24 protein-coding genes, 3 tRNA genes and 1 riboswitch are annotated in these 25,063 nt (G+C 53.8%); of the genes, 18 read left to right on the forward strand and 9 right to left on the reverse strand.

Features of this window, described 5'->3' with window-relative positions; translation table 11 throughout:
• Positions 1 to 190: 190 nt before the first annotated feature.
• Positions 191 to 1,378, forward strand: coding sequence for an MFS transporter (locus FHI25_RS10500; protein WP_210517595.1), 1,188 nt, complete (start codon positions 191 to 193; stop codon positions 1,376 to 1,378).
• Between the two features lie 64 nt (positions 1,379 to 1,442).
• On the opposite strand, the gene FHI25_RS10505 is transcribed toward FHI25_RS10500, so the two are convergent.
• Positions 1,443 to 2,132 (reverse strand): DUF599 domain-containing protein, encoded by a 690-nt coding sequence (locus FHI25_RS10505; RefSeq protein WP_008890722.1) that lies wholly within the window; start codon positions 2,130 to 2,132, stop codon positions 1,443 to 1,445.
• Positions 2,133 to 2,304: 172 nt separating this feature from the next.
• Here FHI25_RS10505 and FHI25_RS10510 point away from each other — a divergent pair, with 172 nt between their 5' ends.
• The 3 genes from FHI25_RS10510 to FHI25_RS10520 all read left to right on the forward strand — a co-directional run bounded on the left by FHI25_RS10510 (position 2,305) and on the right by FHI25_RS10520 (position 4,021).
• The gene (locus FHI25_RS10510; protein ID WP_008890721.1) at positions 2,305 to 2,790 is read left to right on the forward strand and encodes a hypothetical protein; all 486 of its coding nucleotides are present in this window, start codon (positions 2,305 to 2,307) and stop codon (positions 2,788 to 2,790) included.
• Between the two features lie 85 nt (positions 2,791 to 2,875).
• On the forward strand, positions 2,876 to 3,670 hold the full coding sequence (locus tag FHI25_RS10515) for a peptidoglycan DD-metalloendopeptidase family protein (protein WP_210517598.1): 795 nt from the start codon (positions 2,876 to 2,878) through the stop codon (positions 3,668 to 3,670).
• Entirely contained in the window at positions 3,671 to 4,021 is a 351-nt protein-coding gene (locus FHI25_RS10520; RefSeq protein ID WP_210517601.1) for a DUF1491 family protein, read from the forward strand.
• Between the two features lie 77 nt (positions 4,022 to 4,098).
• Here FHI25_RS10520 and FHI25_RS10525 read toward each other — a convergent pair whose 3' ends face one another.
• Positions 4,099 to 4,419, reverse strand: coding sequence for a peptidylprolyl isomerase (locus tag FHI25_RS10525; protein WP_063089685.1), 321 nt, complete (start codon positions 4,417 to 4,419; stop codon positions 4,099 to 4,101).
• A gap of 194 nt (positions 4,420 to 4,613) precedes the next feature.
• Between FHI25_RS10525 and yaaA the strand changes: the two genes are divergently transcribed.
• The gene (yaaA, locus tag FHI25_RS10530) at positions 4,614 to 5,390 is read left to right on the forward strand and encodes a peroxide stress protein YaaA (RefSeq protein WP_210517605.1); all 777 of its coding nucleotides are present in this window, start codon (positions 4,614 to 4,616) and stop codon (positions 5,388 to 5,390) included.
• Positions 5,391 to 5,414: 24 nt separating this feature from the next.
• The gene (locus FHI25_RS10535; RefSeq protein WP_008890716.1) at positions 5,415 to 6,479 is read left to right on the forward strand and encodes a glycosyl transferase family protein; all 1,065 of its coding nucleotides are present in this window, start codon (positions 5,415 to 5,417) and stop codon (positions 6,477 to 6,479) included.
• Between the two features lie 59 nt (positions 6,480 to 6,538).
• On the opposite strand, the gene FHI25_RS10540 is transcribed toward FHI25_RS10535, so the two are convergent.
• Positions 6,539 to 7,081: a DUF924 family protein gene (locus tag FHI25_RS10540; RefSeq protein WP_246879033.1), complete on the reverse strand. Its 543-nt coding sequence runs from the start codon at positions 7,079 to 7,081 to the stop codon at positions 6,539 to 6,541.
• A gap of 150 nt (positions 7,082 to 7,231) precedes the next feature.
• A riboswitch (cobalamin riboswitch) is annotated at positions 7,232 to 7,429 on the forward strand.
• A gap of 169 nt (positions 7,430 to 7,598) precedes the next feature.
• Here FHI25_RS10540 and FHI25_RS10545 point away from each other — a divergent pair.
• The 8 genes from FHI25_RS10545 to FHI25_RS10580 all read left to right on the forward strand — a co-directional run bounded on the left by FHI25_RS10545 (position 7,599) and on the right by FHI25_RS10580 (position 14,851).
• Positions 7,599 to 8,396: a DUF4198 domain-containing protein gene (locus FHI25_RS10545; RefSeq protein ID WP_210517610.1), complete on the forward strand. Its 798-nt coding sequence runs from the start codon at positions 7,599 to 7,601 to the stop codon at positions 8,394 to 8,396.
• Between the two features lie 16 nt (positions 8,397 to 8,412).
• Positions 8,413 to 9,090: a cobalt transporter CbiM gene (cbiM, locus tag FHI25_RS10550; RefSeq protein ID WP_210517613.1), complete on the forward strand. Its 678-nt coding sequence runs from the start codon at positions 8,413 to 8,415 to the stop codon at positions 9,088 to 9,090.
• Entirely contained in the window at positions 9,083 to 9,679 is a 597-nt protein-coding gene (locus FHI25_RS10555; protein WP_246879034.1) for a cobalt ABC transporter permease, read from the forward strand. Before cbiM ends, FHI25_RS10555 begins: the two co-directional genes overlap by 8 nt.
• Positions 9,676 to 10,473: a cobalt ECF transporter T component CbiQ gene (cbiQ, locus tag FHI25_RS10560; RefSeq protein ID WP_246879035.1), complete on the forward strand. Its 798-nt coding sequence runs from the start codon at positions 9,676 to 9,678 to the stop codon at positions 10,471 to 10,473. Before FHI25_RS10555 ends, cbiQ begins: the two co-directional genes overlap by 4 nt.
• Entirely contained in the window at positions 10,457 to 11,164 is a 708-nt protein-coding gene (locus FHI25_RS10565) for an ABC transporter ATP-binding protein (RefSeq protein ID WP_210517616.1), read from the forward strand. Before cbiQ ends, FHI25_RS10565 begins: the two co-directional genes overlap by 17 nt.
• A gap of 36 nt (positions 11,165 to 11,200) precedes the next feature.
• Positions 11,201 to 12,616, forward strand: coding sequence for an MFS transporter (locus tag FHI25_RS10570; RefSeq protein WP_210517619.1), 1,416 nt, complete (start codon positions 11,201 to 11,203; stop codon positions 12,614 to 12,616).
• A gap of 183 nt (positions 12,617 to 12,799) precedes the next feature.
• Positions 12,800 to 14,293, forward strand: a complete 1,494-nt coding sequence (locus tag FHI25_RS10575) for a hypothetical protein (RefSeq protein ID WP_210517621.1) — start codon at positions 12,800 to 12,802, stop codon at positions 14,291 to 14,293.
• A gap of 120 nt (positions 14,294 to 14,413) precedes the next feature.
• Complete coding sequence (locus FHI25_RS10580; RefSeq protein WP_210517624.1) at positions 14,414 to 14,851, forward strand: MerR family DNA-binding transcriptional regulator; 438 nt, start codon at positions 14,414 to 14,416, stop codon at positions 14,849 to 14,851.
• Between the two features lie 78 nt (positions 14,852 to 14,929).
• On the opposite strand, the gene FHI25_RS10585 is transcribed toward FHI25_RS10580, so the two are convergent.
• The 6 genes from FHI25_RS10585 to FHI25_RS10610 all read right to left on the reverse strand — a co-directional run bounded on the left by FHI25_RS10585 (position 14,930) and on the right by FHI25_RS10610 (position 21,380).
• The gene (locus tag FHI25_RS10585) at positions 14,930 to 17,620 is read right to left on the reverse strand and encodes a bifunctional acetate--CoA ligase family protein/GNAT family N-acetyltransferase (protein ID WP_210517627.1); all 2,691 of its coding nucleotides are present in this window, start codon (positions 17,618 to 17,620) and stop codon (positions 14,930 to 14,932) included.
• Between the two features lie 235 nt (positions 17,621 to 17,855).
• Complete coding sequence (locus tag FHI25_RS10590; RefSeq protein WP_210517629.1) at positions 17,856 to 18,170, reverse strand: hypothetical protein; 315 nt, start codon at positions 18,168 to 18,170, stop codon at positions 17,856 to 17,858.
• A gap of 70 nt (positions 18,171 to 18,240) precedes the next feature.
• Positions 18,241 to 18,316, reverse strand: a tRNA-Asn gene (locus FHI25_RS10595).
• Between the two features lie 292 nt (positions 18,317 to 18,608).
• A tRNA-Asn gene (locus FHI25_RS10600) sits at positions 18,609 to 18,684 on the reverse strand.
• Positions 18,685 to 18,688: 4 nt separating this feature from the next.
• Positions 18,689 to 18,762 (reverse strand) — tRNA-Cys (locus tag FHI25_RS10605).
• Between the two features lie 176 nt (positions 18,763 to 18,938).
• Complete coding sequence (locus FHI25_RS10610; protein ID WP_064789271.1) at positions 18,939 to 21,380, reverse strand: methyl-accepting chemotaxis protein; 2,442 nt, start codon at positions 21,378 to 21,380, stop codon at positions 18,939 to 18,941.
• Between the two features lie 396 nt (positions 21,381 to 21,776).
• Here FHI25_RS10610 and FHI25_RS10615 point away from each other — a divergent pair, with 396 nt between their 5' ends.
• From FHI25_RS10615 to FHI25_RS10630, 4 genes are all read left to right on the forward strand, one after another.
• Entirely contained in the window at positions 21,777 to 22,430 is a 654-nt protein-coding gene (locus FHI25_RS10615; protein WP_210517632.1) for a protein-L-isoaspartate O-methyltransferase, read from the forward strand.
• A gap of 13 nt (positions 22,431 to 22,443) precedes the next feature.
• On the forward strand, positions 22,444 to 22,764 hold the full coding sequence (locus FHI25_RS10620; RefSeq protein WP_349238003.1) for a rhodanese-like domain-containing protein: 321 nt from the start codon (positions 22,444 to 22,446) through the stop codon (positions 22,762 to 22,764).
• Between the two features lie 144 nt (positions 22,765 to 22,908).
• Complete coding sequence (locus tag FHI25_RS10625) at positions 22,909 to 24,261, forward strand: TolC family outer membrane protein (protein ID WP_210517636.1); 1,353 nt, start codon at positions 22,909 to 22,911, stop codon at positions 24,259 to 24,261.
• 119 nt (positions 24,262 to 24,380) lie between these two features.
• Positions 24,381 to 24,995 (forward strand): DUF2497 domain-containing protein, encoded by a 615-nt coding sequence (locus tag FHI25_RS10630; RefSeq protein WP_063089660.1) that lies wholly within the window; start codon positions 24,381 to 24,383, stop codon positions 24,993 to 24,995.
• Positions 24,996 to 25,063 lie beyond the last annotated feature (68 nt).

Below are 25,063 nucleotides of genomic sequence, written 5' to 3' on the forward strand. Positions count from 1 at the left end.
AATCAGGCGTGCAGTGTTTTCGGCGGTATTCAACTTTTTGTCGGCAAAGCCGTGCATTGATACTATCCCGTAAGGTGAAGACTTAATATAACAGGACAAACTTGTAGAGCAAGACGCAAGCCTTTGCCAAAGGCAGGTTTTGTTCAACGCATTATTACGGCGCCACCAACGCCATCGAAGGGAGCCCCAAATGTCGAGCCCTGAAGTTCGCCGGAACATCATGATTTTGAGTCTTTGCGTCGCGTTGTCTGCCAGCGCGATGTCGTTGATTTTCACGGTCGCTGCAGTGATCGGCTTTTCGCTGGCCAGTGACAAATCCCTCTCAACCCTGCCAGTCGCCTTCATGATGATTGCCATGATGGCGATGACGGCCCCGTCGGCGGTTGTCATGGCCAAGATGGGCCGAAAATTCGGGTTCTGGATGGGGGCGACCATTGCCATGATGGGTGCAGTGTCGGGTATGGGCGCTGTTTACTACGCCAATTTCTGGCTGCTTTGTGCTGCATGTGCCTGCATTGGTGCTGGCAATGCCATCGCCATGCAATACCGTTTTGCCGCTGCAGAAGCCGCGCCGGCTGAATTTCGTGCGCGTGCGATTTCCTACACCATGCTGGGCGGGCTTGCCTCGGCCTTTATCGGGCCGAACCTGGCAAGTTTTGCTCGGGACTGGTTTGAGACCATCCCGTTTCTTGGCACCTTCGTTGCCCTGATCGGCTTGCAGTTTCTGTTGGTGATTGCCATTGGTCAGCTGCGCTTGCCCGACATGCGCGGCCACAAGCATCCTGAACCGGCACGCCCATTATCGACCGTAATGGGTCAACCCGCCGTTATTGTTGCGATTATTGCAGGTGCGCTTGGCTATGCGGTCATGAGTTTTGTGATGACGGCGACCCCACTTGCGATCCTTGATTGCGATTACGCGTTCGGTGATGCCGCCTTTATCATTCAGTGGCACGTGGTGGGCATGTATGCGCCCGGTTTCTTTACAGGGAACCTGATCAAACGATTTGGGGCGCTTAAGGTTATTCAGGCCGGTGCAATCCTGAACTTTGCCTGTCTTGCGGTTGGTCTTGCCGGACAGGACCTGATCGGCAATTTCTGGGTGTCGCTTGTGTTGCTCGGCGTTGGTTGGAACTTCATGTTTGTCGGTGCGACGACGTTCCTGACCGAAAACTACCGTCCGTCCGAACAGGCGCGGGTGCAGGCGATCAACGAATTTTGCGTATTTGGCACCGTTGCGATTGCATCGCTGTCGGCAGGAACGATCTATGCCGGATCGGGATGGGGGACGCTGCTTTACAGTGCCGCTTTGCCGGTTGGTCTGGTGTTGCTGATCGTTGCGACCTTCGCGATCCGACGTAAGGCACAAGCGGCCTGAAGACAGAACTTTGATAGATAAAAGAAAGGGCCGCACATGCGGCCCTTTTTCGTTGCTGTGCCGATCAGTGATGACCGCTCAGGATATCGAGCGCGTGCGATCGGAACTCCCGATTATAGAGAACCAGCGTCACCCAGGTCGCACAGACAATGAAAGCAAGGGGATGATAGAACCACCCCAATGCCGAGAGCGCAAAGAAATAGGCGCGAATTCCGCGGTTGAAGTTGTGGGCGGACATCATGCTCATGCGCGATGCGCGCGCTGCCGCGCGGGCCGCATCGGGCGCGTCGGCTTCAGGGGCGGCGCCGATCAGGATGGAACAATAATTGGACAACCGAAACGCCCATGTGAATTTGAAGAAGGCATAGATAAAGATCACGATCAGCAACACCACCTTGCATTCCCACACAGCCGGCGTGGTGACAGCGGCAAAGGGCAGGGCAGAGACAGTTTCAATCGCCTTGTCGGTATAACCCAGGAGCGCCATCAGGCCGATCAGGACCAGAATGGTGGTCGAGGAAAAGAAACTGATGCCGGTGATCAGGTTGCTGGCGATTGATGTATCAACCATACGGATATCGCGTTTAAGCATCTGTTCCATCCAGCGATGGCGATTGCGTGCCATGTGGGCGGAGATGGAGTTACGGCGTCGCGAACTGGCATCGGCAAAAATCGTGTAACCAACCCACCAGGCAAACGCCCAACAAATTGCGACAACATCAAGAAGCGTGAAGGTGGGCATAACGGGTTCCATTCAAAGCCGTTCCATCAGATTTATTCTAATCCTAGTGATAATGCGCTATCGTTCGCAATATTGTTTGCCACGCAATGTGATGGATGCATAGCAGATCGTCATGTCACCAGTCCGGGTTGAGTTTTCCCGCAATCCAGAGTATCAGCAGCGCAAATTTTGATTGGAGAGCGACATGAGCGATCTTGAAAACGATCTTGGCGACGACATCGACTTCGAAGAATTCGAAGCCCATACTGAAAAGCTGCTGGAAGACGGTCGCACCAAAGACGACCTGTTCGAGTTCATCGGTTTCATGAACATCAACGAAGTTGGCACGCACATGATCGCGGCCGAAATGGTGCTTGATGAAGATGCCATCGACCAGATGAGCAAAAACCTGCGCAAACTTGAAATCGATCTTTCACCCCTTGGCGAGCTTACCGGCGGCCTTAAAGGCGGCGAAGACGTCAAACGCGCCCTTGGTGCCCTGTTCCTCGAACTGGTCGAGCTTTGCGAAATTGATGAAGATGACGAAGACGCGGGCGAGCTCTCCGAAGAAGCGCTGCTGCTCTTGAACTTCATCAAACGCTTCAATCCGCAGATGCGCCGCCTGACGGTTGCATTGACCGACACCGATGATGACGATGTGTCCTGCGAATATGAAGTGACCAACTGGTAAGCCAGGGCTTGCCGTTCGGGCAAAAATTAATGTAGCTAAAGGCAGGGCATAGTTCCCTGCCTTTTTCTGTTTCGGAGCCACCACCGTGACCGCCTTGCGATCGACTGCCGCAGCCCAACGTCTTCAATCCTATCAGGACCGCTTTGCAAATGGCGAGGAGCCGATGCCAGAAGCCGTAAGCCTGCGTGCCTGGATCGATGAGAACCGTGATAGCTTTCACTCGGTCATGGAATGCGACCTCAAAACATGCGCGAAGATCGTTTACGACTTTTCTTCAAACGGCGATGTGGTGATTGGTGGCGAAAGCGATCCGGCGCGCCAGACCGAAATCATGTGGCAGCAACTGGCCGATGCCAATGCCCCGGTTGGCATTGGGCGTTATCGCGAGGACCGGATTTGTTATCAGTCCGAACAGTTCAAAAACGATGGCGAGGCCCGCAGTCAGCACCTTGGCATTGATCTGTTCGCACCGGCATACACGCCGGTCTTTGCACCGCTGAACGGCGTTGTGCACAGCTTTGCCGATAACAACCTGCATCTGGATTACGGCCCGACCATTATCTTGCAGCATGAACCGGCTGAAGGCATCCGGTTCTATACGCTATATGGTCATCTCAGCCGCGAATCCCTGGACGGGCTATACAAGGGTAAGGAAATCACGGCGGGTGACCTTCTGTGTCGGTTTGGCGATTTCCCGATTAATGGCGACTGGATACCGCATCTGCATTTTCAGATCATCTTTGACATGCTGGGGCGCGAAGGGGACTTCTTTGGTGCCGCCAAGCCGTCAGAATGGGATATCTGGGAAAGTATCTGCCCAAACCCGAACCTGATCCTGCAAATGCCTGAAAACGTGACCGCGTCACGGGAAGGGGTATAGATGCAACCGCGTCTGAAAGCCGGGTTGTGGGTGCGCGCGCAGATCGCCATTTGCCAGTCGAAACTGATTACGGCGATGGTGGCCCACAAGGGCAACGAAGATGCCGGGGCCGTGCTTGTGAAGCTCAATCGGTTTGATGCAGGGTGCTTTGTCTATTCACGTGTGACGACACTTGATGGGGAGCTGGGCTGGATGCTGGTGGCCGGTGGCCCGGATGGGGGCCGCGAAACCGAGTTTGTCTGCGATGAATATTGGCGGAAACAAATTGGCTATGATCCGGATGTCTGGGTGCTGGAAATCGAAGATCACAAGGGGCAATACGAACTTGATGCCCCGGTTGTGGATTTCTGACAGGCGGTTCTGAAAAAAGAAAAAGGCTGGCAATCAAATGCCAGCCTTTACGTTTTGCATCACGCGCAGGCGATTGCTTATGCGGTGCGCTGCAGCAGGTGGTAACCGAAATCGGTCTCAACCACGTCAGACGTCGAACCAACTTCCATGCTGAACGCAGCGGCATCGAATTCCGGAACCATCATGCCACGGCCAAAGAAGCCAAGGTCGCCGCCCTGCTGGCCGGACGGGCAGTCAGAGTTGGCTTTTGCCAGTTCTGCGAAATCGGAACCGTTTGCGATCTGGTCTTTCAGCGCGTTGATTTCGGTCAGGGCTTCGTCTTTGGTGCGGGTGGCGGTCGAACGTGCCGAACCGGCATACATCAGAAGAATGTGCGACGCGCGAACTTGTTCACTCATAATGGGTCCTTTCATCCGTCAAAACTTGCAACCGACGGATTTTCTGCAAGATTAGAAGTTTATGGATAACGCTAAGGGTCCAAATCCATGTACAGCCGTATACTCCTGTACATAGGGTTGGACCCTAGACATTGCCCATGCCTTGTGGCTTGTTACGACAAATCGAACCGAGATGAAAGAGAAGAGGCAGATTGATGCTTGCTGTTGTGTCCCCGGCCAAGAAGCTGGATTTCGAAACAGACGTCCCGGAAATGTCTGTTTCTCAACCCGCATTTCTGGACGACACCGAACAACTTGTTGATGTCGCGCGCAAAAAAAACCGCAGCGATCTGATGAAGATCATGGGAATCAGCGAAAACCTTGCCGATCTGAACTATCAGCGTTTTCAGCATTTTTCGCGTCCGTTTAATAGCACCAACGCCAAACCGGCGATCTTTGCATTCCGCGGTGATACCTATGTCGGCCTTGATGCCGATACCATGAAGGCCGACGACATCGACTGGGCCGAGGATCATTTTCGGATGCTTTCGGGCCTTTATGGCCTTCTGAAGCCGCGTGATCTGATGCAGCCTTATCGTTTGGAAATGGGAACGCGCCTTTCCAACCCGCGGGGCAAGGACCTTTACGCGTTCTGGGATGATAAGCTTTCAAAAGAAATCAACGCGATTACCAAAGGTCACAAGGACCGTAGTCTGATCAATCTCGCCTCGAACGAGTATTTCAAATCGATCAAGACCAAGGTCCTTGATGGCCCGGTAATTACGCCTGTGTTCAAGGAAGTGAAGGGCGGTACGGCCAAGGTTGTCGGCTTCTCGGCAAAGCGTGCGCGTGGCATGATGGCACGCTATATGATTGACAATCGGCTCGAAGACCCGCAAGAGCTCAAGAAGTTTAATGTTGATGGCTATCGCTATCAGGATGACCTCTCGACCGAAACAGAGTGGGTCTTCACGCGTATTCACGATCAGTAACACCAATTATTCCGGTGAAACCATATGACCGACGAGCATCTTGAACAGCTCGAGGATGAGAATGTCTTACCAGAGGCGCATCCGTTTTCTGGCTATCTGCGCACGTTTTTCCGTGGGCCGGGCCGTTCGCGCAGTCTGACCCGCGAGGAGGCATTTGATGCGTTCTCGATGATCCTGCGCGACGAGGTCGAACCGATCCAGCTTGGCGCATTCCTTTTGATGCTGCGCTACCGTGCTGAGACGCCCGAAGAACTGGCTGGCATGATCGAAGCTGTGCGCAAGGCCGCGCGCCTTGAACCGGATGAAGACAGCAAAGATGACGCGCTTATGCGTCCTGCGCTGGACTGGCCATCCTATGCGGCCGGTCGGACCCGTGGTCTGCCCTGGTTTGTGCTGTCGGCGCTTCTGCTGTCGCAGAATAATGTTCCGGTGCTGATGCATGGCTATAACTCGCATCTGGTCAACGGGATCAGCACAGAAGTTGCCATCAAGGCGCTTAAGCTTCCGATTGCCATGTCTGCAGAAGAAGCGCGTTCTGATATCGCATCGAAGGGCTTTGCGTATCTGCCGCTACGTCACATGCATCCCAAGCTGCAAGAGCTGATCGGATTGCGTCCGCTTCTTGGATTGCGTAGTCCGGTCAATACGTTACTGCGTTTGCTTAATCCGTTGCATGCGCGTGCAGCCTTCCTTGGTGTGTTTCATCCGGCGTTTCTTGATGTCCATCGTGAAACCGGCAAGCTCTTGGAACTTCCACGCATCGGCGTGATCAAGGGCGGTGGCGGCGAAGCCGAAAGAACACCCTATAAGCATGTCGATCTGCGCATGCTTGATAATGGGGAGCTCAATGATGTTCGCTGGCCAGCATTGCTGTCAAAAACCGAAAAGGATGGCGAAGACCAAAGCCCTGTGTCGCTGAAGCACTTCCTAGCTGTCTGGCGTGGCGAGGTGGAAGATATTCCCGCCGAAGCCAAGATCAAGGGTAGTGCTGCCATGGCAGCCTTCCTTGCGGGCAAGGCGGATTACATGGATGAGGCAGAAAGCCTTGTGCAGGGCTGGTGGGATAATCGCGACCGTGATGTTGGCTGATGTTCTGCGCCTAAGTGCGATCAAATAAAAGGGACGGGAAACCGTCCCTTTTTTAATGCTCAGAACGATGATCCGGGCTCTTTGAGAAACGCCACTTCCTCTGGCGTCGATGGACGGCCCAATATTTCATTGCGGTGTGGATAGCGGCCAAACCGGTCAATGATCTTTTTGTGTTTCAGCTCGAACTCGTAATTGTGTTCAAGGCCGGGCTGTGAAAACAGGTCAACCGCCACTTCATGAATGATTTCGGATTCCGAGTGCATATAGGGCATATACAGGAATGCCTGTTCCTGCGGTGTGACCAGTTTGCGATCCAGCCCCAACGAAACAGCTTCCTGTGCCAGCACCAATGCCATTGGATCTGATGCAAAGGACTGTGGCTGATCGCGGTACATATTGCGTGAAAACTGATCAAGAACGATGATCTCGGCAAGTCGTCCATGGGCGGTTTTGCGCCAGTTAAAAAGCTCTCCGGTCGTGGCGGCGTCGTGAAAATCGGCAAAGCGTTCCGTGATATGGCGATCCAGTGCTTCATCCTTGATAAACCACTGTTTTTCTTCGAGTTCCTTGAACCAGAAAACAAGAACCGTTTCAGGTTTCATAATGTTTCCACCCATCTGATTGCAGGCTTTTGCGGCCCGTCGGCAAAATTGCGCGTGATCTTCGCGCCCGGTTTAAGGCGCGTCAAGCCATCCGCAAAAAGATTGTCATGGACCATGGGGCAGGGAGTTGACAGCAATCCGTCCGACGTGGATTATGACATTGTCTTTGGTGTTGATCCGATTGGATCAACTTAAAAGGGAACGTGGTGCGTCATGTATGACAAAGCCACGGCTGCCCCCGCAACTGTAAGCGGTCAGAGCATTGCATATGCCACTGGTGCAACCCGGGAAGGCGCATTGCTTTTCAAACCGTGAGCCAGGAGACCTGCCTTTGACTGCCGGGTGCCGATTGCCCGGTATGAAACTGTTGGACGCCGGGGTGAGCGTCAGGTTGCAGGGGTACAAACGGTCTTTTGAAGATCCGCAATCTTGCTTCCAGCCATCCTATCGTTCTTTGTCCTGACCCTGTGCGTTGGGCCTTTGGCCTGCGTGCATCGTTTGAGAAAGAGACGATTATATGTTGAAGACCCTTGGCAGGCTTGCGATTGCAAGCGCCTGCGTGCTGTCGGCGACCATGCCGGCCCATGCGCATTTTCAATTGGCCTATACGCCGGACGTAAACGTGACCAAGGCCGGGGATCAGCCGGTGAAGCTGATTTTCTGGCACCCGTTTGAAAACGGTCATGTCATGGATATGGCCGAGCCGCTTGACTTTTATGCGGTTAACCGCGGTGAGAAAATTGATCTGAAATCAACGCTTTCGCCGATTACCTTCACCGGAATTGCCAACTCGGCAGCGGCCTTTGACGCAACTTTGACTCTGCGCCGCAGCGGTGATTACGTAATGGTGGTGGTGCCGACGCCGTATTACGAAGAAAGCGAAGATATCTTCATCCAGCAGATCACGAAATCCTATGTGAACCGCAATGAAATTCCGACCGACTGGATGGAACCGCAAGGTCTTAAAACCGAAATCCTGCCGCTTAATCGACCAACCAACATCATTGCCGGTTCGACCTTTACCGGCCGAGTGTTAAGCGAAGGCCAACCGGTAGTCGGTGTTGAAGTCGAAATCGAATACATGGCCGCAGAACCCGATATGGCCAGTAACACACCCAAAGGGCCAACGGCATCGCCAATGCCCGGTGGTGCGGTTGTGGCCATCTCCGATCAAAACGGGTATTTCACTTTTGGTGTCCCCAAAGCAGGTTTTTGGGGATTTGCAGCACTTGGCAGCGGCCCTGACAAAGAATTTCAGGGCAAGGAACTTTCACAGGATGCAGTCCTGTGGGTTCGCGCCTATGATGTGAAATAGGCGAGGGACAAAACAGATGCATATTGTTGATGGTGCGCTGGCACCGGAAGTCTTGATTGGCGGGGGTGTTCTCGCAGTTGCCGGGCTTGGACTTGGTCTGCGGAAACTGCCAATCGATAAAATTCCTGCTACCGGGGTTTTGTCGGCAACATTCTTTGTTGCCTCGCTTATTCATGTGCCGGTGGGACCATCCAGTGTGCATCTGATCATGAGTGGTCTTGCCGGGCTCGTGCTTGGCTGGACTGCGTTTCCGGCACTTTTTGTCGGTCTCTTGCTTCAGGCGGTTTTCTTTGGCTTTGGCGGCCTGACGGTTCTTGGCGTCAATACGGTCAATATCGCCTTTCCGGCTGTGCTGGCGGGGCTTTTGTTCCGGGGAATGGTGTCGCGCAGCAGCCCGGTCGCAGCCGCCGTCCTTGGTGGATGTGCCGGTGCGTTTTCCATCGGACTGACAACGGTGTTTGTCGCGATTTCGCTTGCGCTCAGCGGTGATGCATTTGTTCCGGCGGCCAAACTGGTCTTCTTTGCCCACATTCCGATCATGGTGGTCGAAGGGTTGGTGTCAGCGGCATCGGTGTATCTGATCGCCAAGGTAAAACCGGCCTTGTTGCAGCCCGCCGATCAGACATCGGGTTTTGAGATGCAACCGGCAGCAACTTTGCGTGCAAAGCAGGCGGGCGAGGCATCCAATGGCTAGATCACTCATGCTGGTCGTTGTGCTTGGCATGCTTGTGGTCGGCGCAGAACCTGCACAGGCGCACAAGGTTATCGCATCTCTGTTTCCAAGCGGTTCGGACATCGAAGGTGAAATCGTTTTCTCCAACGGTGTTATGGCCGAAAACACGCTTGTTGAGATCTTTGATCTTGATGGCAACAAGATTGATGAAGTTACCACCGACGGCGACGGTTTCTTTATCTACACGCCAAGCCAACAGATTGATCTGCGTTTTCGGGCCGATCTCGGGGCAGGGCACGTTGCCGAGGCAACCTTTGCCATTGCGGACCTGACGGGTGTTGATGGGACTGTACAAACAGCACCGTCAAAGGCGCCGACTGCATCAGGCGTAGGATCAAACGCTGGGCCTGCAATTACCCGTGAACAGGAAGAAATCATTGCGACCATCGTGCGTGACGAATTGCGTCCGCTCAGGCGCGAACTCACTGCCTACAAGGAAAAGAATGATCTTCAATCGATTCTGGGCGGCATTGGCTATATATTCGGTGCCTTCGGGATCATTTATTACATCGCTGCGCGACGGCTAAGAGCAAAAGCACCAAACGCATGAGCCACCTTTTCGGACATGACCAACCCCTGACCGTTCAGGCGCGTGGCGGACATTCACCGTCATTCGTCGGAACGTTTGACCCAAGGGTACGGGTGGTCGCGGCCTGTGTATTTGCAATCGTCGTGGTGGCCCTGCATCAGATCGAATTCGCACTGGGTGCCCTGATATTTGCCGCCATTACCATGAGCCTGACGGACTTGCCGCTGCGCGTAACCCTGAAACGCATGGCAGCGATGGACGGCTTCATTATCGTCATGCTGGTAATGTTGCCGTTTACGACCCCCGGAACACCGATGTTTTCGGTCCTTGGGGCAGAGGCCAGCAAGGAAGGCCTGATGCATGCTATCCTTGTCGGCATACGGGCCAATGCGGTTGTGCTTATGATGCTGAGCCTGCTTTCGGGTATGACGCCGGTGACACTTGGTCACACGCTATATCGTCTGAAATGTCCGCCGGTTCTGGTGCATCTGATGATGTTTACGGTGCGCTATATTTCGGTGCTTCATGACGAATATCACCGGCTCCGCATGGCGATGAAACTTCGCGGGTTTAAGGCCCGCAACAATGCCCATACCTACCGGTCTTTTGGCTATTTGTTTGGCATGTTGGTGGTACGATCGCTTGAACGGGCCGAACGTGTGCTTGAAGCCATGAAGTGCCGCGGATTTAGCGGCCATTTCCCGATGATTGATGATTTGGCATTCAAGCGTCGGGACGGCGCATTTGCCGTTTTCTTTGTTGCCCTGATTATTGCCCTTGTCCTGATGGATCGCATGTATGTCGTCGCTTATTGAACTGAATGATATTTCCTATGGCTATCGGGCAGGGCAGAATGTGCTCGATCATGTCAGTCTGACACTTGATCCGGGTGAACGACTGTTTCTTGCCGGGCCGAATGGGGCTGGCAAAAGCACGCTTTTGCGTATTCTTGTCGGCCTGATTAAACCGCATGCGGGCGAAATCCGTGCCTTTGGCACCCCGCGGGTGACCGACGCAGAATTTCACAATTTGCGCTGCCGGGTTGGTTTTATCGTGCAGGACCCTGATGACCAGCTGTTTTGCCCGACCGTGATCGAGGACATCGCCTTTGGCCCGCTAAACCTCGGTGCCAGTCGTGAAGAAGCCCTTGCGATCGTGGATGAGGTCCTGGATCAACTGCATCTCAAACACCTGCGTGAACGGATTACGCATGAGCTTTCCGGCGGTGAAAAACGGCTGGTTTCTGTGGCTGCTGTCCTTGCAATGAAGCCCGATGTTTTGCTGCTTGATGAGCCGACAAACGCGCTTGATGAAGAAAACCTGCGCCGGCTTGAAGAAATCCTGCTGGGGCTGCCACAAGCCATGATCCTTGTGTCGCACGATCCGCATTTCAGACGGAAACTTGCAACGCGGATTATTGAATTGCGCACGGGAAAAGTGCTTCAATTGCCAGACAAGAAATGCACGGCCGGCGAACGCGCCAACCAGGCCGAGGCCGCATCCTGAGGACCATGTGCCTTGGACGAGCATGAAAGGGCGGTGATGACATCAAACCTATCCCCGTTTTCCCAACCTGCCTTTCGCCATCTGTTTTCCGCCCAGATTACGTCCCTGATCGGGACCGGGCTGACGACGGTGGCGCTATCGTTGTTGGCTTATGACCTTGCCGGGGATGACGCTGGTCGGGTGCTCGGTTCCATCCTCGTTTTGAAAATGGTGGCCTATCTCGTGATCGCGCCGGTGGCTGGGGGTATGGCCCATCTGTTGCCGCGTCGGATGTGGCTGGTCGGGTTGGATGTACTGCGCGCGGGGATTGTGCTGTGTCTGCCCTTTGTTGATCAGGTCTGGCAGATTTTTGTCCTGGTGTTTGTCGTAAACGCGGCCTCAGCCGCCTTTACCCCCGTGTTTCAGGCGATCATCCCGGAAATTCTCCCGGATGAAAAGGCATATACCAAGGGGCTTTCTTACGCGCGGCTGGCCTATGACCTTGAAAATCTTGCCAGCCCGGCCTTGGCCGCGGCCCTTTTGGTTGTCTGGTCGTTTGACAGTCTGTTTTTGGCCAATAGCCTGACATTTGCAATCTCGGCTCTGCTGATCATGACCGCGCAGATCCCGCAGGCCGCACCAACGGATCGGACTGGCGGCATTTATGCCAATACGGTGTTTGGCATTGTGGCTTATCTCAAGACACCGCGTTTGCGCGGGCTTCTGGCTGTATATTTCGCCGTGTCATCGGTTGGGGCAATGATCATCGTCAATACCGTGGTTCTGACCCGCGGCATCCTTGGTGGGACAGAGTTGCTGACGACAAGTTTTCTGGCCTGTGCCGGCGCCGGGTCAATGTGTGCGGCATTCCTGATCCCGCGGTTGATCGAACGTGTTGGTGAACGCCATCTGATGTTGGCGGGTATTGTCGCAGCGGCGGTCGCGATGTTGCTTGGCGGTGTCTTGATGATCTCAGATTTGGCGTCTGTCTTCGCGTTTGCAATTCTGTGGCTGATTGCCGGGGCAGGTACAACATTTGCCCAGACCCCCGGCGGACGGCTTGTGCAACGTTCCGCCGGGGACGGGGATCGTTCTGCGTTCTTTGCGGCCAACTTCGCGTTATCGCATGGCGGTTGGCTGTTTGCTTATGGCATCGTTGGCTGGCTTGGAAGTTTGGCGGACCTGTCAGTTGCTTTTCTGGCATCAGGCGGCATGGCAATCGGTTCGGTAATTGTTGCTGTGATGCTCTGGCCGAAGGAAGACAGGCTTGAAATCAAACACAGTCATCCGGGGTTTTGGCACGAACATCCGCACGACCATAACGACCCGCATCACGTCCATGTTCACGAGCATGCGGCCGAAACAGACAAGCATCGCCATCGGCACTTCCACCCGCCTGTAACCCATAAACATCGCTTTGTGATCGATAGCCATCATACAAAATGGCCGATGGAAAGCGGTGATCGCGTCTAGGTAACTCGCGCTAACACCGGAATGTGAGGAGAACTCACTTTTGCGTTTTGCCGGGCGCGTGGTGACATTTCAAAAAGTATGAGGATATGAATTCGGGTGACTCCAAAGCGCGCCTGAAACAACAGACTTGGCCTCAGGTTGTTTTGCGTTATGGTTTTGCAATCCAAACAGGGAGGGCGGGTTATGGAAGTTGTGTATGTATCAGCAGACGGGCAAGAACACTGGATTGATGCCAAAATCCGCCCGACATCAACCCTTGATCAGGCGATTGTGCATAGCCGGCCCGGACAAATGATCCGGATGATTGCGGGGGATTATTGCTTTGATGAACCCTTGCGTTTCCCGTGCAGTGGGACGGCTGATCAACCGATCATTGTGCGCGGCGAACCCGATGCGATAATCGACGCGGCAAAGCTTCCTGATCCTTCGGTTTCGGCAAGCAATCCGGGACGGGATGGTTATGCCGTTTTCCAGTTGATTGATGTCGCCCATATCCGGCTTGAGCTTTTTACCATCAAGCGGGCTTGGCCAAGTGCTGTTTATATCGAAAACAGTCAACATCTGGCGTTTCGCGACCTTGATATCAGTGAGGGCACCTATGCCTTTTACGCCAACGGCGAGCAAACCCGCGGCATCTCGATCACTGATTGCCGTTGGGTCCAGAATCCCGATATCTGGCGTCAGATTCGCTGGGATGAAATTCACGACGGAAAGGACGAAGACGGTAATGTGATCGAGGTCGAATATCGCTACCTCAACGGGGCGTTCTTTGGATCTGATGATATTATCGGGGATGTCGAAATCATCCGAAATGATATCTGCGATTGTTATAACGGCGTTCGGATGGATGTGTCCCAGCATAATCTGGATGCCCCCGTGGGCAGCTTTAACCGCGATGTCAGGATCTTTGACAACCGGTTCAGATATATCCGCGATAACCCGATAGAGCCCGAAGCAACCGCCCTCGGCTGGTGGATCGGCCGCAACCGGTTTTATAATTGCCATAAGCTGTTTTCGCAGGACGGTGTTCGTGGCGGGTTCTGGTATTATTTTGGCAATATCTGCTGGTTTGACAGCCGACCGGGCCCAGAAGGGGACGAAAATAACGGCGGCGCTGTGTTCAAACTGGGCAAGGGCGGTTCAGTGGCCCAGCCGGATTATATTTCCGCCTGCCTGCACAACAGTTTTTTCCTGCGCCAGAAATACATCAAGAAGGGCACGACGCGCGGTCTGATCAATGCCCGCAATGCGATTGAACATGCTGATCCGGCAAAACTCCCTGAAGACCTGATGCCACTGGATCAGACATTCTTTGGCCCGACCGACAAGCTTTCTCTGTCGGCGGATGGTCCATTGCCTGTTTCGTTTGAAGGCGATCTTGCCAACCATCCGACATATCCGGTGGTGTTTGCGCCCTATGATGGTGTTTTGCGTGATCCGCGCGTTTCCGATAGCCCGTTGTTCGAAGATGGGCTGTCCGGGCGGTTTGATCTTCGTGCGCAACATCGCGAAGGGTATTGCGACACACTGAGCATCCCGATGCCAGATGGTGGGACATGGTTGTCTCACCGTGCATTCTGGCCAGGTGCATTGACAGATGGGGAAGTCTTTGAGGGACCGGACTATGTTCCCGTCGATCTGAATTACGTTCGAGGTTTGCCTGTTTACAATGATTGAAAGGACGTCATCGTAACGCCCGGCACCCGGTGTTATGGGCTTACGTATGCGTAAATCAGTTGACTGGGCTGTCGGAATGTTGCGATGGTGACGCACCGCATTCAACAAACAAGAAAAAACATGAACGATAAGCTTTATAGCATTACCGAGCTGGCCGAAGAATTCGACATCACGCCACGTGCGATCCGGTTTTACGAAACCAAAGACCTGCTTGCACCACAGCGTGCCGGTGCGACGCGCGTCTATAATTACCGTGACCGGGCGCGGCTGATGCTGGTGCTGCGTGGCAAGCGTCTTGGTTTCTCGCTTGAGGATATCAAGGAATATATCGATCTCTATGACGCAGACCGCAGCCGGACAGAACAGCTTGCGCATCTGATGCTGGTCGGACGTCGCCGGATCGAAGAGCTTGAACAGCAGCTTGAAGACGTGCAGACGACCTTGCAGGAACTTCGCACGATTGAGAATGAAGCAATTGATTCGCTTCGTGAAAAGGGTATTGACCCGGATAAGGCCGTTGCCGATATCAAGGCCAAGCTTGTCGCAGAAACCGCCTGAAATTATTGACGCTTCTGCCTGAAACGAAAAAGCCCGGTGTTTTACCGGGCTTTTGTTCTTTAGTGATGGTGGTGCGGCTTATTCCGGGGCACGCTGCAAGGGCAGCGTGACTTCAAACACCTCTTCATCCGGGATGAATTTGCGGCTGAAGCCAAGGCTTTCGCAAAGGGTCAACATCCGACGGTTATTTGGCAAAACCTGACCGATGAAGGTTTCTGTTCCCTTGCGACGGCAGAATTCGATCATCTTTTCCATCAGAATGCGGCCAAGCCCGCGCCCCTTGATATCGGAACGTACCATAATCGCGTATTCGGCTTTCTCGTTGTTCGGATCAATCACGACCTGAACGATACCGTGAATTTCGCCTTCCTGGTCACCGTTTGGCAGGATGGCAAGGAAGGCCATGTCGCGATCGTAATCAAGCTGCGTCTGACGGGCCATTTCCGAATGCGGCAATTCACGGACCGATCCAAAGAACCGAAAGTGAATATCTTCCGGGGTTAGACGCGACATAAATTCGTAGTGGGCCGGTTCATCTTCGGGCTTGATCGGACGTAGCAAATAGGTCGTCCCATCATCCATCACCACCTTTTCCTTCAAATGGCGCGGGTAGGGATGAATGGCCAGGCGCTGTTCGTCGCTTACAACCTTCGGGGTTACCTTGATACGGGCATCAAGCGCAATCACACCTTCACGGTCGGCCAGAAGCGGGTTCATATCAAGTTCGACAACTTCGCCCAACTGCACAACCAGCTGCGAAAGCCTTACTAAGGTCATGTAAAGTTCTTCGAGGTTAACCGCCGGGACATCACGGTAACCCTTCAGAAGTTTATGAATGCGTGTGCCTTCAACCAGTTCACGGGCAAGCTTCATGTTGAGCGGCGGCAAGGCCATCGCACGGTCCCGGACCACTTCGACTTCGACACCGCCATGCCCGAACAGGATCACCGGTCCAAAGATCGGGTCGGTGGTCATGCCAACAATCAATTCACGCGCACCGTCACGTTTGACCATCTCCTGAACGGTGAAACCGCGCAGGCGGGCTTCCGGGAATTTCTTGCCAATAACGCGCTGCATTTTTTCGGCAGCGGCACGGACTTCCTCACCGTTTTCAAGGTTCAGGATCACGCCGCCGACATCGGACTTGTGGCTGATGTCATCCGACAGGATCTTGAGTGCGACCGGGCGGCCGATCTTCTCTGCCTTACTAACCGCGTCGTCAACATCAAGGGCGGCATAGGTTTTGACCGTATTGATGCCAAAGCATTCCAGAACCGACTTTGCTTCCGGTTCGGTCAGCATGTGACGTCCGGCGTGAATGGCGGCATGAATGATGCTGCGTGCCTTGTCGACATCCGGTGTGTAATCGTGCGGCACCGAAGGCGGTGTTTCCATCAAAAGTTCTTGCAGCTTGCGGAAATTGACCATGTGCTGGAAGGCGGCGACAGCATTTTCCGGCGTACGGTAGGTCGGAATACCAGCCGCATAGAACATGTTACGCGCCTCGGCCACGGTGGCTTCGCCAACCCAGTTGGTCAGAATGTTTTTCTTGCTGTTCTTGATCGTGTCGATCACACCCTGTGCGACTTCGACAGGGTCGGTGATGGCCGTCGGGGCATGCATGACCAGCAAGCTGTCGATATTCTTGTCCTTCAGGACAACGTCAATGGTCTTGGCATAACGTTCACCCGGTGCATCGCCGATGATGTCAACCGGGTTTGCGTGCGACCAGGTCGGCGGCAGGACTTCATCGAGGGCTGCAATGGTTTCGTCGTCAAGGTGGGCCAACTGGCCATGTCTTTCGATCAGGGCGTCAACCGCAAGCACCCCGATCCCGCCACCGTTTGTCACGATGCCAAGCTTGTCACCGCGGAACGGGCGCATGCGCGACAGCGTTTCAGCAGCAGAGAACATTTCACTGACCGTGTACACGCGCAAAACACCGGCACGTTTGATGGCAGCATCGAAAACGTCATCGGCACCGGCAAGCGCCCCGGTGTGGGATGCGGCCGCAGCTGCACCCTCGGCAAAGCGACCGGACTTGATGCACAGGATCGGTTTGTTACGCGATGCGGCACGGGCAGCAGAGATAAAGCTTCGGCGTTCGTGAATGGACTCAATATAAAGCATGATCGCCCGGGTATCGGGATCAGAACCCAGATAGTCGATGACATCGCCAAAATCGACGTCATCACATTCACCCAGCGAAATAAAGTGGGAAAAGCCGATTCCACGTGCAGCAGCCCAGTCAAGAACGGCGGTACACAGGGCACCTGATTGCGAAACAAAGGCTATCTTGCCATTGCCAATGCTTTGATGGCTGAAACTGGCATTCAGGCCGATGCCCGGCACCATCAGGCCAAGACAGTTCGGACCCAGCAGACGCATTTTCTTGGAGGCCGCGATATCAAGCATCGCCTGTTTGACTGTGCGGTTGTCATCATATTGTTCCGCACTCAGGCCCGCGGTCAGGACAATCGCCGCAAGGCAGCCTTTTTCCGCCAGGCATTCCATAACCGGAACGACACCTTTGGGCGGAACACAGATCACGGCAAGCTCTGGCACTACCGGCAGGCTATTGACGTCGGGGTAGGCCAGAACACCACCGATTGACTGACTGCGTGGGTTCACCGGCATGATCGGCCCGTCAAATCCACCCGCAAGCAGGTTCTTCATAATCACGCTGCCAACGGAGTGCGGCCGATTGGAAGCGCCAATCACGGCGACCGATTTCGGTTTAAACAGATGATCGAGGTTGATTGTACTCATCGCCAGTTTGCGCCTTGTCCTGTGTGGGCAGGCCAGATTTTGGCCAACTCGCCCTATATGGTGATGCATGCGCTGTTTTTTCAGCACACCATCATGATGCAGTGCGATATTTTAGAGCGATGCCAATTATATTGATTTGCTGTGCATCAATAAAGCGCTGCCAACACGAAGTTTTTATGGCAGTGCGATGCAGCAGACTACGGGAAGCGTGAAGTGCGGAGATCTGGCGTCATGATTAAAGCACGTGACCATGATGCCCGTCGTCAAATCGTTCGGACTCTTCAAGCCAGGCTTCCACTTCATCCTGTGAGCTCATGGCGAGCGCGATTTCAAGGTCGGCTTGGACATGGGCCAGGCTGTCGAACATCGGGCACCAGCCAAACGCCTGTATCCGGGCATCGGTCGTCGACGAGATCGTGAACAGATCCCCGTCAATCGGGTGTACCAAGCCATGAATGACCCCGCCTTCGCCCGTAATCAACCATCCGCGGGTCGGTCCGGACAGGGTGGCGAGTTCAACTTCGCGAAGGTCGATTTTGATGGTTTTCATGGGGTAAACATCCGTGTTTTGACGTTCAAAAGCAAAAGGGACCGAACATTACGTTCGGTCCCTTTTTAATTGGCTCCGGCAGCAGGACTCGAACCTGCGACCCAATGATTAACAGTCATTTGCTCTACCAACTGAGCTATGCCGGATCAGGTGCCGCGCGTCTTTCGATGCGCGTGGCAGGTGTATAATCAAACAGCCCGAAGCCCGCAAGACCTTTTTTGAGAAAATCCGGCCAAAATTGCGTCTTTTTTCAACAGGGTCGCGACAGGTTATCGGCAGGCGCGATAATGATGGAAACCATTTCCCAACTGGTTGAGTTGGATCGCGTGAAGCGCATCGTGTTCTGTGGTCGGGAAGGAGCAAATCACACTTGGAATAGTTGCGGATTGATATAGGCCCTGAAAGCAAAAACCCCCGGAACTGAGTTCCAGGGGTTTATGGCTCCGGCAGCAGGACTCGAACCTGCGACCCAATGATTAACAGTCATTTGCTCTACCAACTGAGCTATGCCGGATCAGTGGAGGCGCGAGCCGGAATCGAACCGGCGTGCAAGGATTTGCAGTCCTCTGCGTAACCACTCCGCCATCGCGCCTTCGCGTTGGCTGGAGCGGTGTATAGCCTCAACAAACGCACCCCGTCAAGCACCCAATTTTACATTTTTCTGAAGGCTTGGGGATTAGCGCTAAGAAAAAGAACAAACCACCCGGGAAAACTTCCCGGGTGGTCGTAAAAGCATTTGGGAATGTCATCCCACAGTTGGTCTCAGGGCTAACCTTTGGCTTTGCCAAAGCGGTTTTCAAGCCACGGTTTCAATCGTTCCTCGCGGACCTTGCTCGGTGCAAAATCGAGGTTTGCGATGGTACCGAGACTGTTTTCAACCTCAAACGGAATGGTGGTGTTTGGCCCTTCAATGGTGACTTCGCCTTTGGCACCCTTGGTCACTGGCTCGCTGAGCGACACTTTGGTGCCACCGGCTGAAATGTCGATGGTTTGACCACGGATCGATTTTCCGCCAACTTTTACCGTCACTGCAAACTGTGCATCAAAACGTGGGTCTTTGCGGCGGTTCACCTCCGGAGTGGCCGTGCGAACGATTCGAACAAGACTGGTGCGGAGTTCAGCAATGCTTGCATCGACTTCTTCGGCGATCTTGTTCATGTCGGCCGCGCGGGTGAGGTTGTCTTGCGCTTCGGAGGCAACATGACCGATCTTTTCGGTCACTTCGTTCGATGCTTCCGCCGTCTGGACAACGTTACGGGCAATTTCCTGTGTCGCGTCATCCTGTTGACGGACATTGACCGCGACGTTTGATGCAACCTCGTCAACCTTGCGGATGCTTGCTGTCATTTGCTGAACAGCGGACACCACCGATCCTGTAACATTCTGGATTTCACCAAGTTGACGGGTGATTTCCTCGGTCGATTTTGCTGTCTGGTTGGCCAGATTTTTGACTTCCTGCGCAACCACGGCAAAACCTTTGCCCGCATCACCGGCACGGGCCGCCTCGATGGTGGCGTTCAGGGCCAGAAGGTTGGTCTGGGCAGCGATGTCGCCAATAAGTTCTGCGACTTCACCAATGCGATCAACGCTGTCTTTAAGCGACGTCACAGTTTGTTCGGCACTCTGTCCGGCCTGATTGGCTTCAGCGGTAAGGGACGTGGCTTCCTCGATCTGGCGGCTGATTTCGCGGATCGATGCGGCCAGTTCTTCGGACGCACCAGAAACGGTTTCGGCGTTTGCCAAGGCTTCGTGGGCGGCAGCCGCAACACTTTCAGAGTTTTCCGACACGCGTTCGGACGAACCGGCCATGTCACCAGCCGCTTCATTCAGGCGCTGCGTTTGGTCAATGATCGACTGAACAACCTTTTGCAGTTCTTTCTCGACCGTTTCGGCCAATCCGCGCAAGGCGCCGATACGCTGGGTGTTGGCTTTAGCTTCGTTTTCGTCACGCTCCAGACGGTTATAGGCCAGTTTCGCATGGAGGGCGCGAATCTGCTGAGTCAGGGACTTGAAGTCCGGCATTTCAGGAAGCGGGATCAGGTAGGAGGAGTCGTTTCTGGAAATGGCTTCGAAATGGCCTTCCATGACCGCAAGCGGCTTGCGGAATTTACGGATCAACCATGCGCCATAAATAACTGTCAGAATGCCAGCCAACAGGAGTAGGGCGCTAACAATTGCGACAGTGACAAAGAAGTTAGTACGTGCGTCTTCGACCAGTGTGCCAACGATATTGTTCTGAGCAATGGAAAGGTTGCCGATCTGTTCGGTCAGGGGATCAATCGTCTGATACAACTCATCCTTGACCAAGGCATCGAGGGCCGCGGTATCTTTGGCGACAAAAATGCCGCGCAGGCGACTGATCAGTTCGTCTGCCGGCGGGATAAGATTCTGGACCTGTCGGACGATATCGGCTTCTTCCGGGTCAATGCGGCGCCCGAAATAGATATCAAGGTTGTCCTTGATGCGCTTTTCCGCAAGATCGACGCTTTCAATGCCTTCCTGCCATGTAAAATTGCCATTGCGGACCTTGTGCGATGCATCCACGACAAAGACAGCATAGTCATCGGAAACCTGTTTCAGAAGGTTTAGCGGTTTGACACGGTTTTCATAAACGCTCTCAAGTCGTCGCTCTATCTGGAGCTCGCCATAAAGAGCATAACCACCAATCACCAACATCAAAACAAACATCGTCCCAAAGGCTAGGGTGAGGCTACCCTTGATGCTGGCAAGGAAGTTTTTAAATTTCGCCATCGGGCTGGTATCGATGATGTCACCATATTCCAGCCCGACGTTTTTTGCCGCACCGCTGCGAATGTCATAATAGACTCGTTCTGCGGTGTTCTTTTCGGCCTCGGTCGGTTTTGTGCGGATAGAAATAAATCCGTTCACTTCGCCGTTTTCGATGGTCGGGGTGACATTGGCACGCACCCAATAGTGATCACCATTCTTTGTGCGGTTTTTAACAAGTCCCTGCCATGGCAACCCCGCCTTGATGGTCTCCCACAAGTTTGCGAAGGCTTCCTTTGGCATGTCCGAGTGACGGACAATGTTATGGGCGGAGCCAGAAAGCTCTTCTTCACTAAAACCACTGATATCAACGAAGGCCTGGTTCGAAAACTGGATACGTCCCCCGGTATCTGTCTTCGAGACGAGGATATCCTCGTCTTTCATTTGAATTTCGCGATTGGTAACAGGACCATTATCACGCATGTTAGAAGTTCCCCTAGATTGGAGCGTGTCACGTCACGCTGCGCGCTGCTATCGAAAGGTATTTTTGCAAGCAATGCTTACAGTTAGAATATGAAAATATACATAGGTATAGCATTCTTGTTTAGAGATGCATTATTGTGCTCAAAGACATTTTCAATGCTTCGTTTGCGGAATATTGTCATTGATCTGCTGCAAACCGGGTGAAATTGCTTTGCGACGTCATCGCGTGCAGGCCAAAAGAACAGAAAATCCACGACCAAAGAGGGGTTTGCGCTTGATCCATGGTTGTCAGGTGCTTAAGTGCTGACTATAAACAGGGCAATTGCCGCAGCCGTCTTTGGGGACAACAAGAGGACTGTGGTCTGTTTCTCGCGAGAATTTTCAGGTCAGATAATCATGGATTACCAAATCGCGCGCCATAACATGGTGGAAAATCAGGTTCGGACCAACAAGGTTACCGATCCGCTGGTCATTGCAGCGATGGAAGGGGTTCCGCGCGAACTGTTCCTGCCGGAAGGCAAGCGCGGCGTTGCCTATATCGACGAGGATATCGCCGTGGGTGCCGGGCGTTTTGCCATGGAGCCGATGGTGATTGCGCGCCTTATGCAAAATGCCGAGATCGCTGAAACGGATGTTGCCCTGGTGATTGGTGCCGGGTACGGCTATTCCAGCGCGCTGATCTCGCGCGTGGCAGAAACCGTGGTGTCTGTCGAAAGCGACAAGGATATGGCTGCTGCAGCCGAGGCGACCTTCCAGAAGCTCAACTACGACAATGTCATTGTTGTCGAAGGTGATCTGGCATCAGGGTATGCCAAACAGGCTCCTTATAACGTCATCGTCTTCGATGGTGCTGTTGCAGAAGTTCCGGCGGGTATCCTTGAACAGGTTTCCGAAGGTGGTCGTTTGCTCGCCGTGGTGCGTGAACCGGACAAGGTAGGCGTTGCACGGCTTTACGAGCGCGAAAACGGTGTCATCGGGCATCGCGATCTGTTTGATGCGAACATTCCGTATCTTCCGGGATTTGAGCCGGCAGAAAGCTTTGTATTCTGATTGAGGTTTGACGGTGCTCGACATCAGTTGTGCTGAACTTGCGTCACGGCTTGATGCGAATGTACCGATTGCCTTGCTTGATGTCCGCGAAGATTGGGAACTTGAAATCTGCGCGATAGATCAGGCGCTCCATATTCCTCTTTCCCAACTATCGGGAAGGTTGGATGAACTGGCGCCTGATATACCTTTGGCGATCATTTGTCATCATGGCGTTCGCAGTCGCCATGCGGGCCTGTTGCTTGAGGATCATGGATTTAAAGAGCTTTTTAATGTTCGCGGCGGTATAGATGCATGGGCGCTTGAAGTTGAGCGCGATATGAGCCGCTACGATTGAAAACGGCGATGACGGAGAAACGGGGCAAATTACTTTTTTTTGATGCAAATGCCTCTTTTCTTGGAAAATTTTCCTTCCGTCGTTACCATACGTGAAACTGCGCCGGGGTCGGGACTTGGTGTAGGATTTTACAAGGGTAGATAAATGATCAAACGGTTCTTGCTGACCTGCAGTATTCTGGCGACCGGCGGCATTGTTGCGAGCGGCGCTTCTGCAGAAAGCCTGGAAGACGCACTTATCAAGGCGTACCAGAGCAACCCGACACTCGAAGCCGGTCGTGCAGCACTTCGTTCGACCGATGAAGAAATTTCCTCGGCATTGTCAAACTGGCGGCCGAGTGTAAGCCTTTCTGGTAGCGCAGGCGTTCGTGATACCGAAACAGAAGTCAACGGTACGAAAACAGATAACAATCTGACGCCCTATACGGTTGGCCTCAACGTTACGCAGCCGCTTTATCGTGGCGGCCGTACCACGGCAGAAACCGAACGTGCAGAGGCCCGTATCAAGGCTGCCCGCGCGTCGCTGCGTTCGACCGAGCAAGATGTCATGCTGCAGGTGGCAACGGCGTATTTCAACGTTTTGCGTGATACTGCGGTTGTTGAGCTTAATCAGAACAACGTTCGCGTTCTGGAGCGTCAGCTTGAAGCAACCCGTGATCGTTTTGATGTTGGCGAGGTGACCCGTACGGACGTGTCCCAGGCAGAAGCACGCCTTGCAGGTGCAAAGGCCAATTTGATCTCGGCGCAGGGTGCCTTGGCCAATACCCGGGCGCAATATGAGCGCCTTGTCGGGAATCCGCCAAGCGATCTTGAAATTCCCAATGCGCTCTCGGGACTTCCTACAAGCATTTCCGATGTTCTGACGATTGCACAGGGTCAGCACCCTGATGTCTTGCAGGCAATTTACAGCGAAGAAGCTGCTCAGTCTGACATTCGTCTGAGCGAAGGTTCGCTTTATCCGGAAGTAAGCCTTGCTGCCGGTGTTGAGCGCCAGCATGAAGCGTCAAACGATGATTTCACGTCTGATACGGCGGACATTATCGCGTCAGTCTCGATACCGCTGTACCAGCAGGGTGCTGTTTTTTCGAACGTGCGTTCGGCAAAGCAGACCGCCGGTCAGGCCCGGATCCAGATTGATGAAGCGCGCCGTTCAGTAATCGAAAACGCAACCAGTGCCTGGGAGACGCTTGTCACTGCACGTGCAAGCATCGAATCGCAGCAGGCACAGGTATCATCGGCCGAAGTCGCCCTTGATGGCGTTCAGCGTGAAGCATCGGTTGGTTCGCGTACCGTTCTTGATGTTCTTGATCAGGAACAGGAACTGTTGCAGGCACGTGTGGATCTTGTGGGTTCGCGCCGTGACGCTGCGGTTGCCGAGTTTCAGGTTAAGGCTGCCATGGGGGCGCTTAATGCGCAGGTCCTTGGTCTGCCGGTCGAAATTTATGACACTGAGTCCAACTATAACAAGGTCAAGGACCAGTGGTGGGGAACTGATTGATTGGTTGATGGTCGGGGCGGGGTGGCGACATCCTGCCTTCGAACTTGGGTCGGATCGGTCTGGTTAAATGACACTAGTGCGGAAGTTTAATTATGAGTGACGGGCAACAAGAACCTTCCATGGAGGATATCCTCCAGTCCATCCGCAAGATTCTTGCCGATGAGGGGGATGAAGAAAAACAGGAAGCTGCTCCTGAACCCGAACCGACGCCGGAACCGGAGCCAGAACCTGAGCCCGAGCCGGAACCAGAACCCGAGCCTGAAGAAGAAATCGACGAACTTGTGCTTGACGAAGAGCCTGAGGAACTTGAGTTCGAGGAAGAACCCGAGGAACTGGAGCTTGACGAGCCGGAAGAAGAGGAAGAACTCGAACTCGACGATATGCTCGATTTCGATGAAACGCCTCTGGAAGAAGAATTCGACGAGCCGGAACCGGAACCAGAGCCCGAACCGGCAATGCCAGCCCTTTACGATGATGAAGACGACGAACCGCTGATTTCGAATTTGACGGAATCGACGGCCACCGGAACTATCTCGGAACTGGCGCAAGCTGTTGCAAAGAAACGCGCAGTTGCCCTTGGCATCAACGCGGGCCACGCAACCCTTGAGGATCTGGTGCGTGATATGCTGCGTCCGTTGCTTAAGGAATGGCTTGACGAAAACCTTCCCTATATGATCGAACGCCTTGTGAAAAAGGAAATCGAGCGGATTGTGAACCGCGCCGAAGACCTGTAGGCGAGCCGATTTTGACATTCGAGCGGCGCGCCAACGGTGCGCCGCTTTTTCTTTGGATAAACAATTAA

The sequence above is a fragment of the Thalassospira sp. ER-Se-21-Dark genome (assembly GCF_017922435.1).
GTDB lineage: Bacteria > Pseudomonadota > Alphaproteobacteria > Rhodospirillales > Thalassospiraceae > Thalassospira.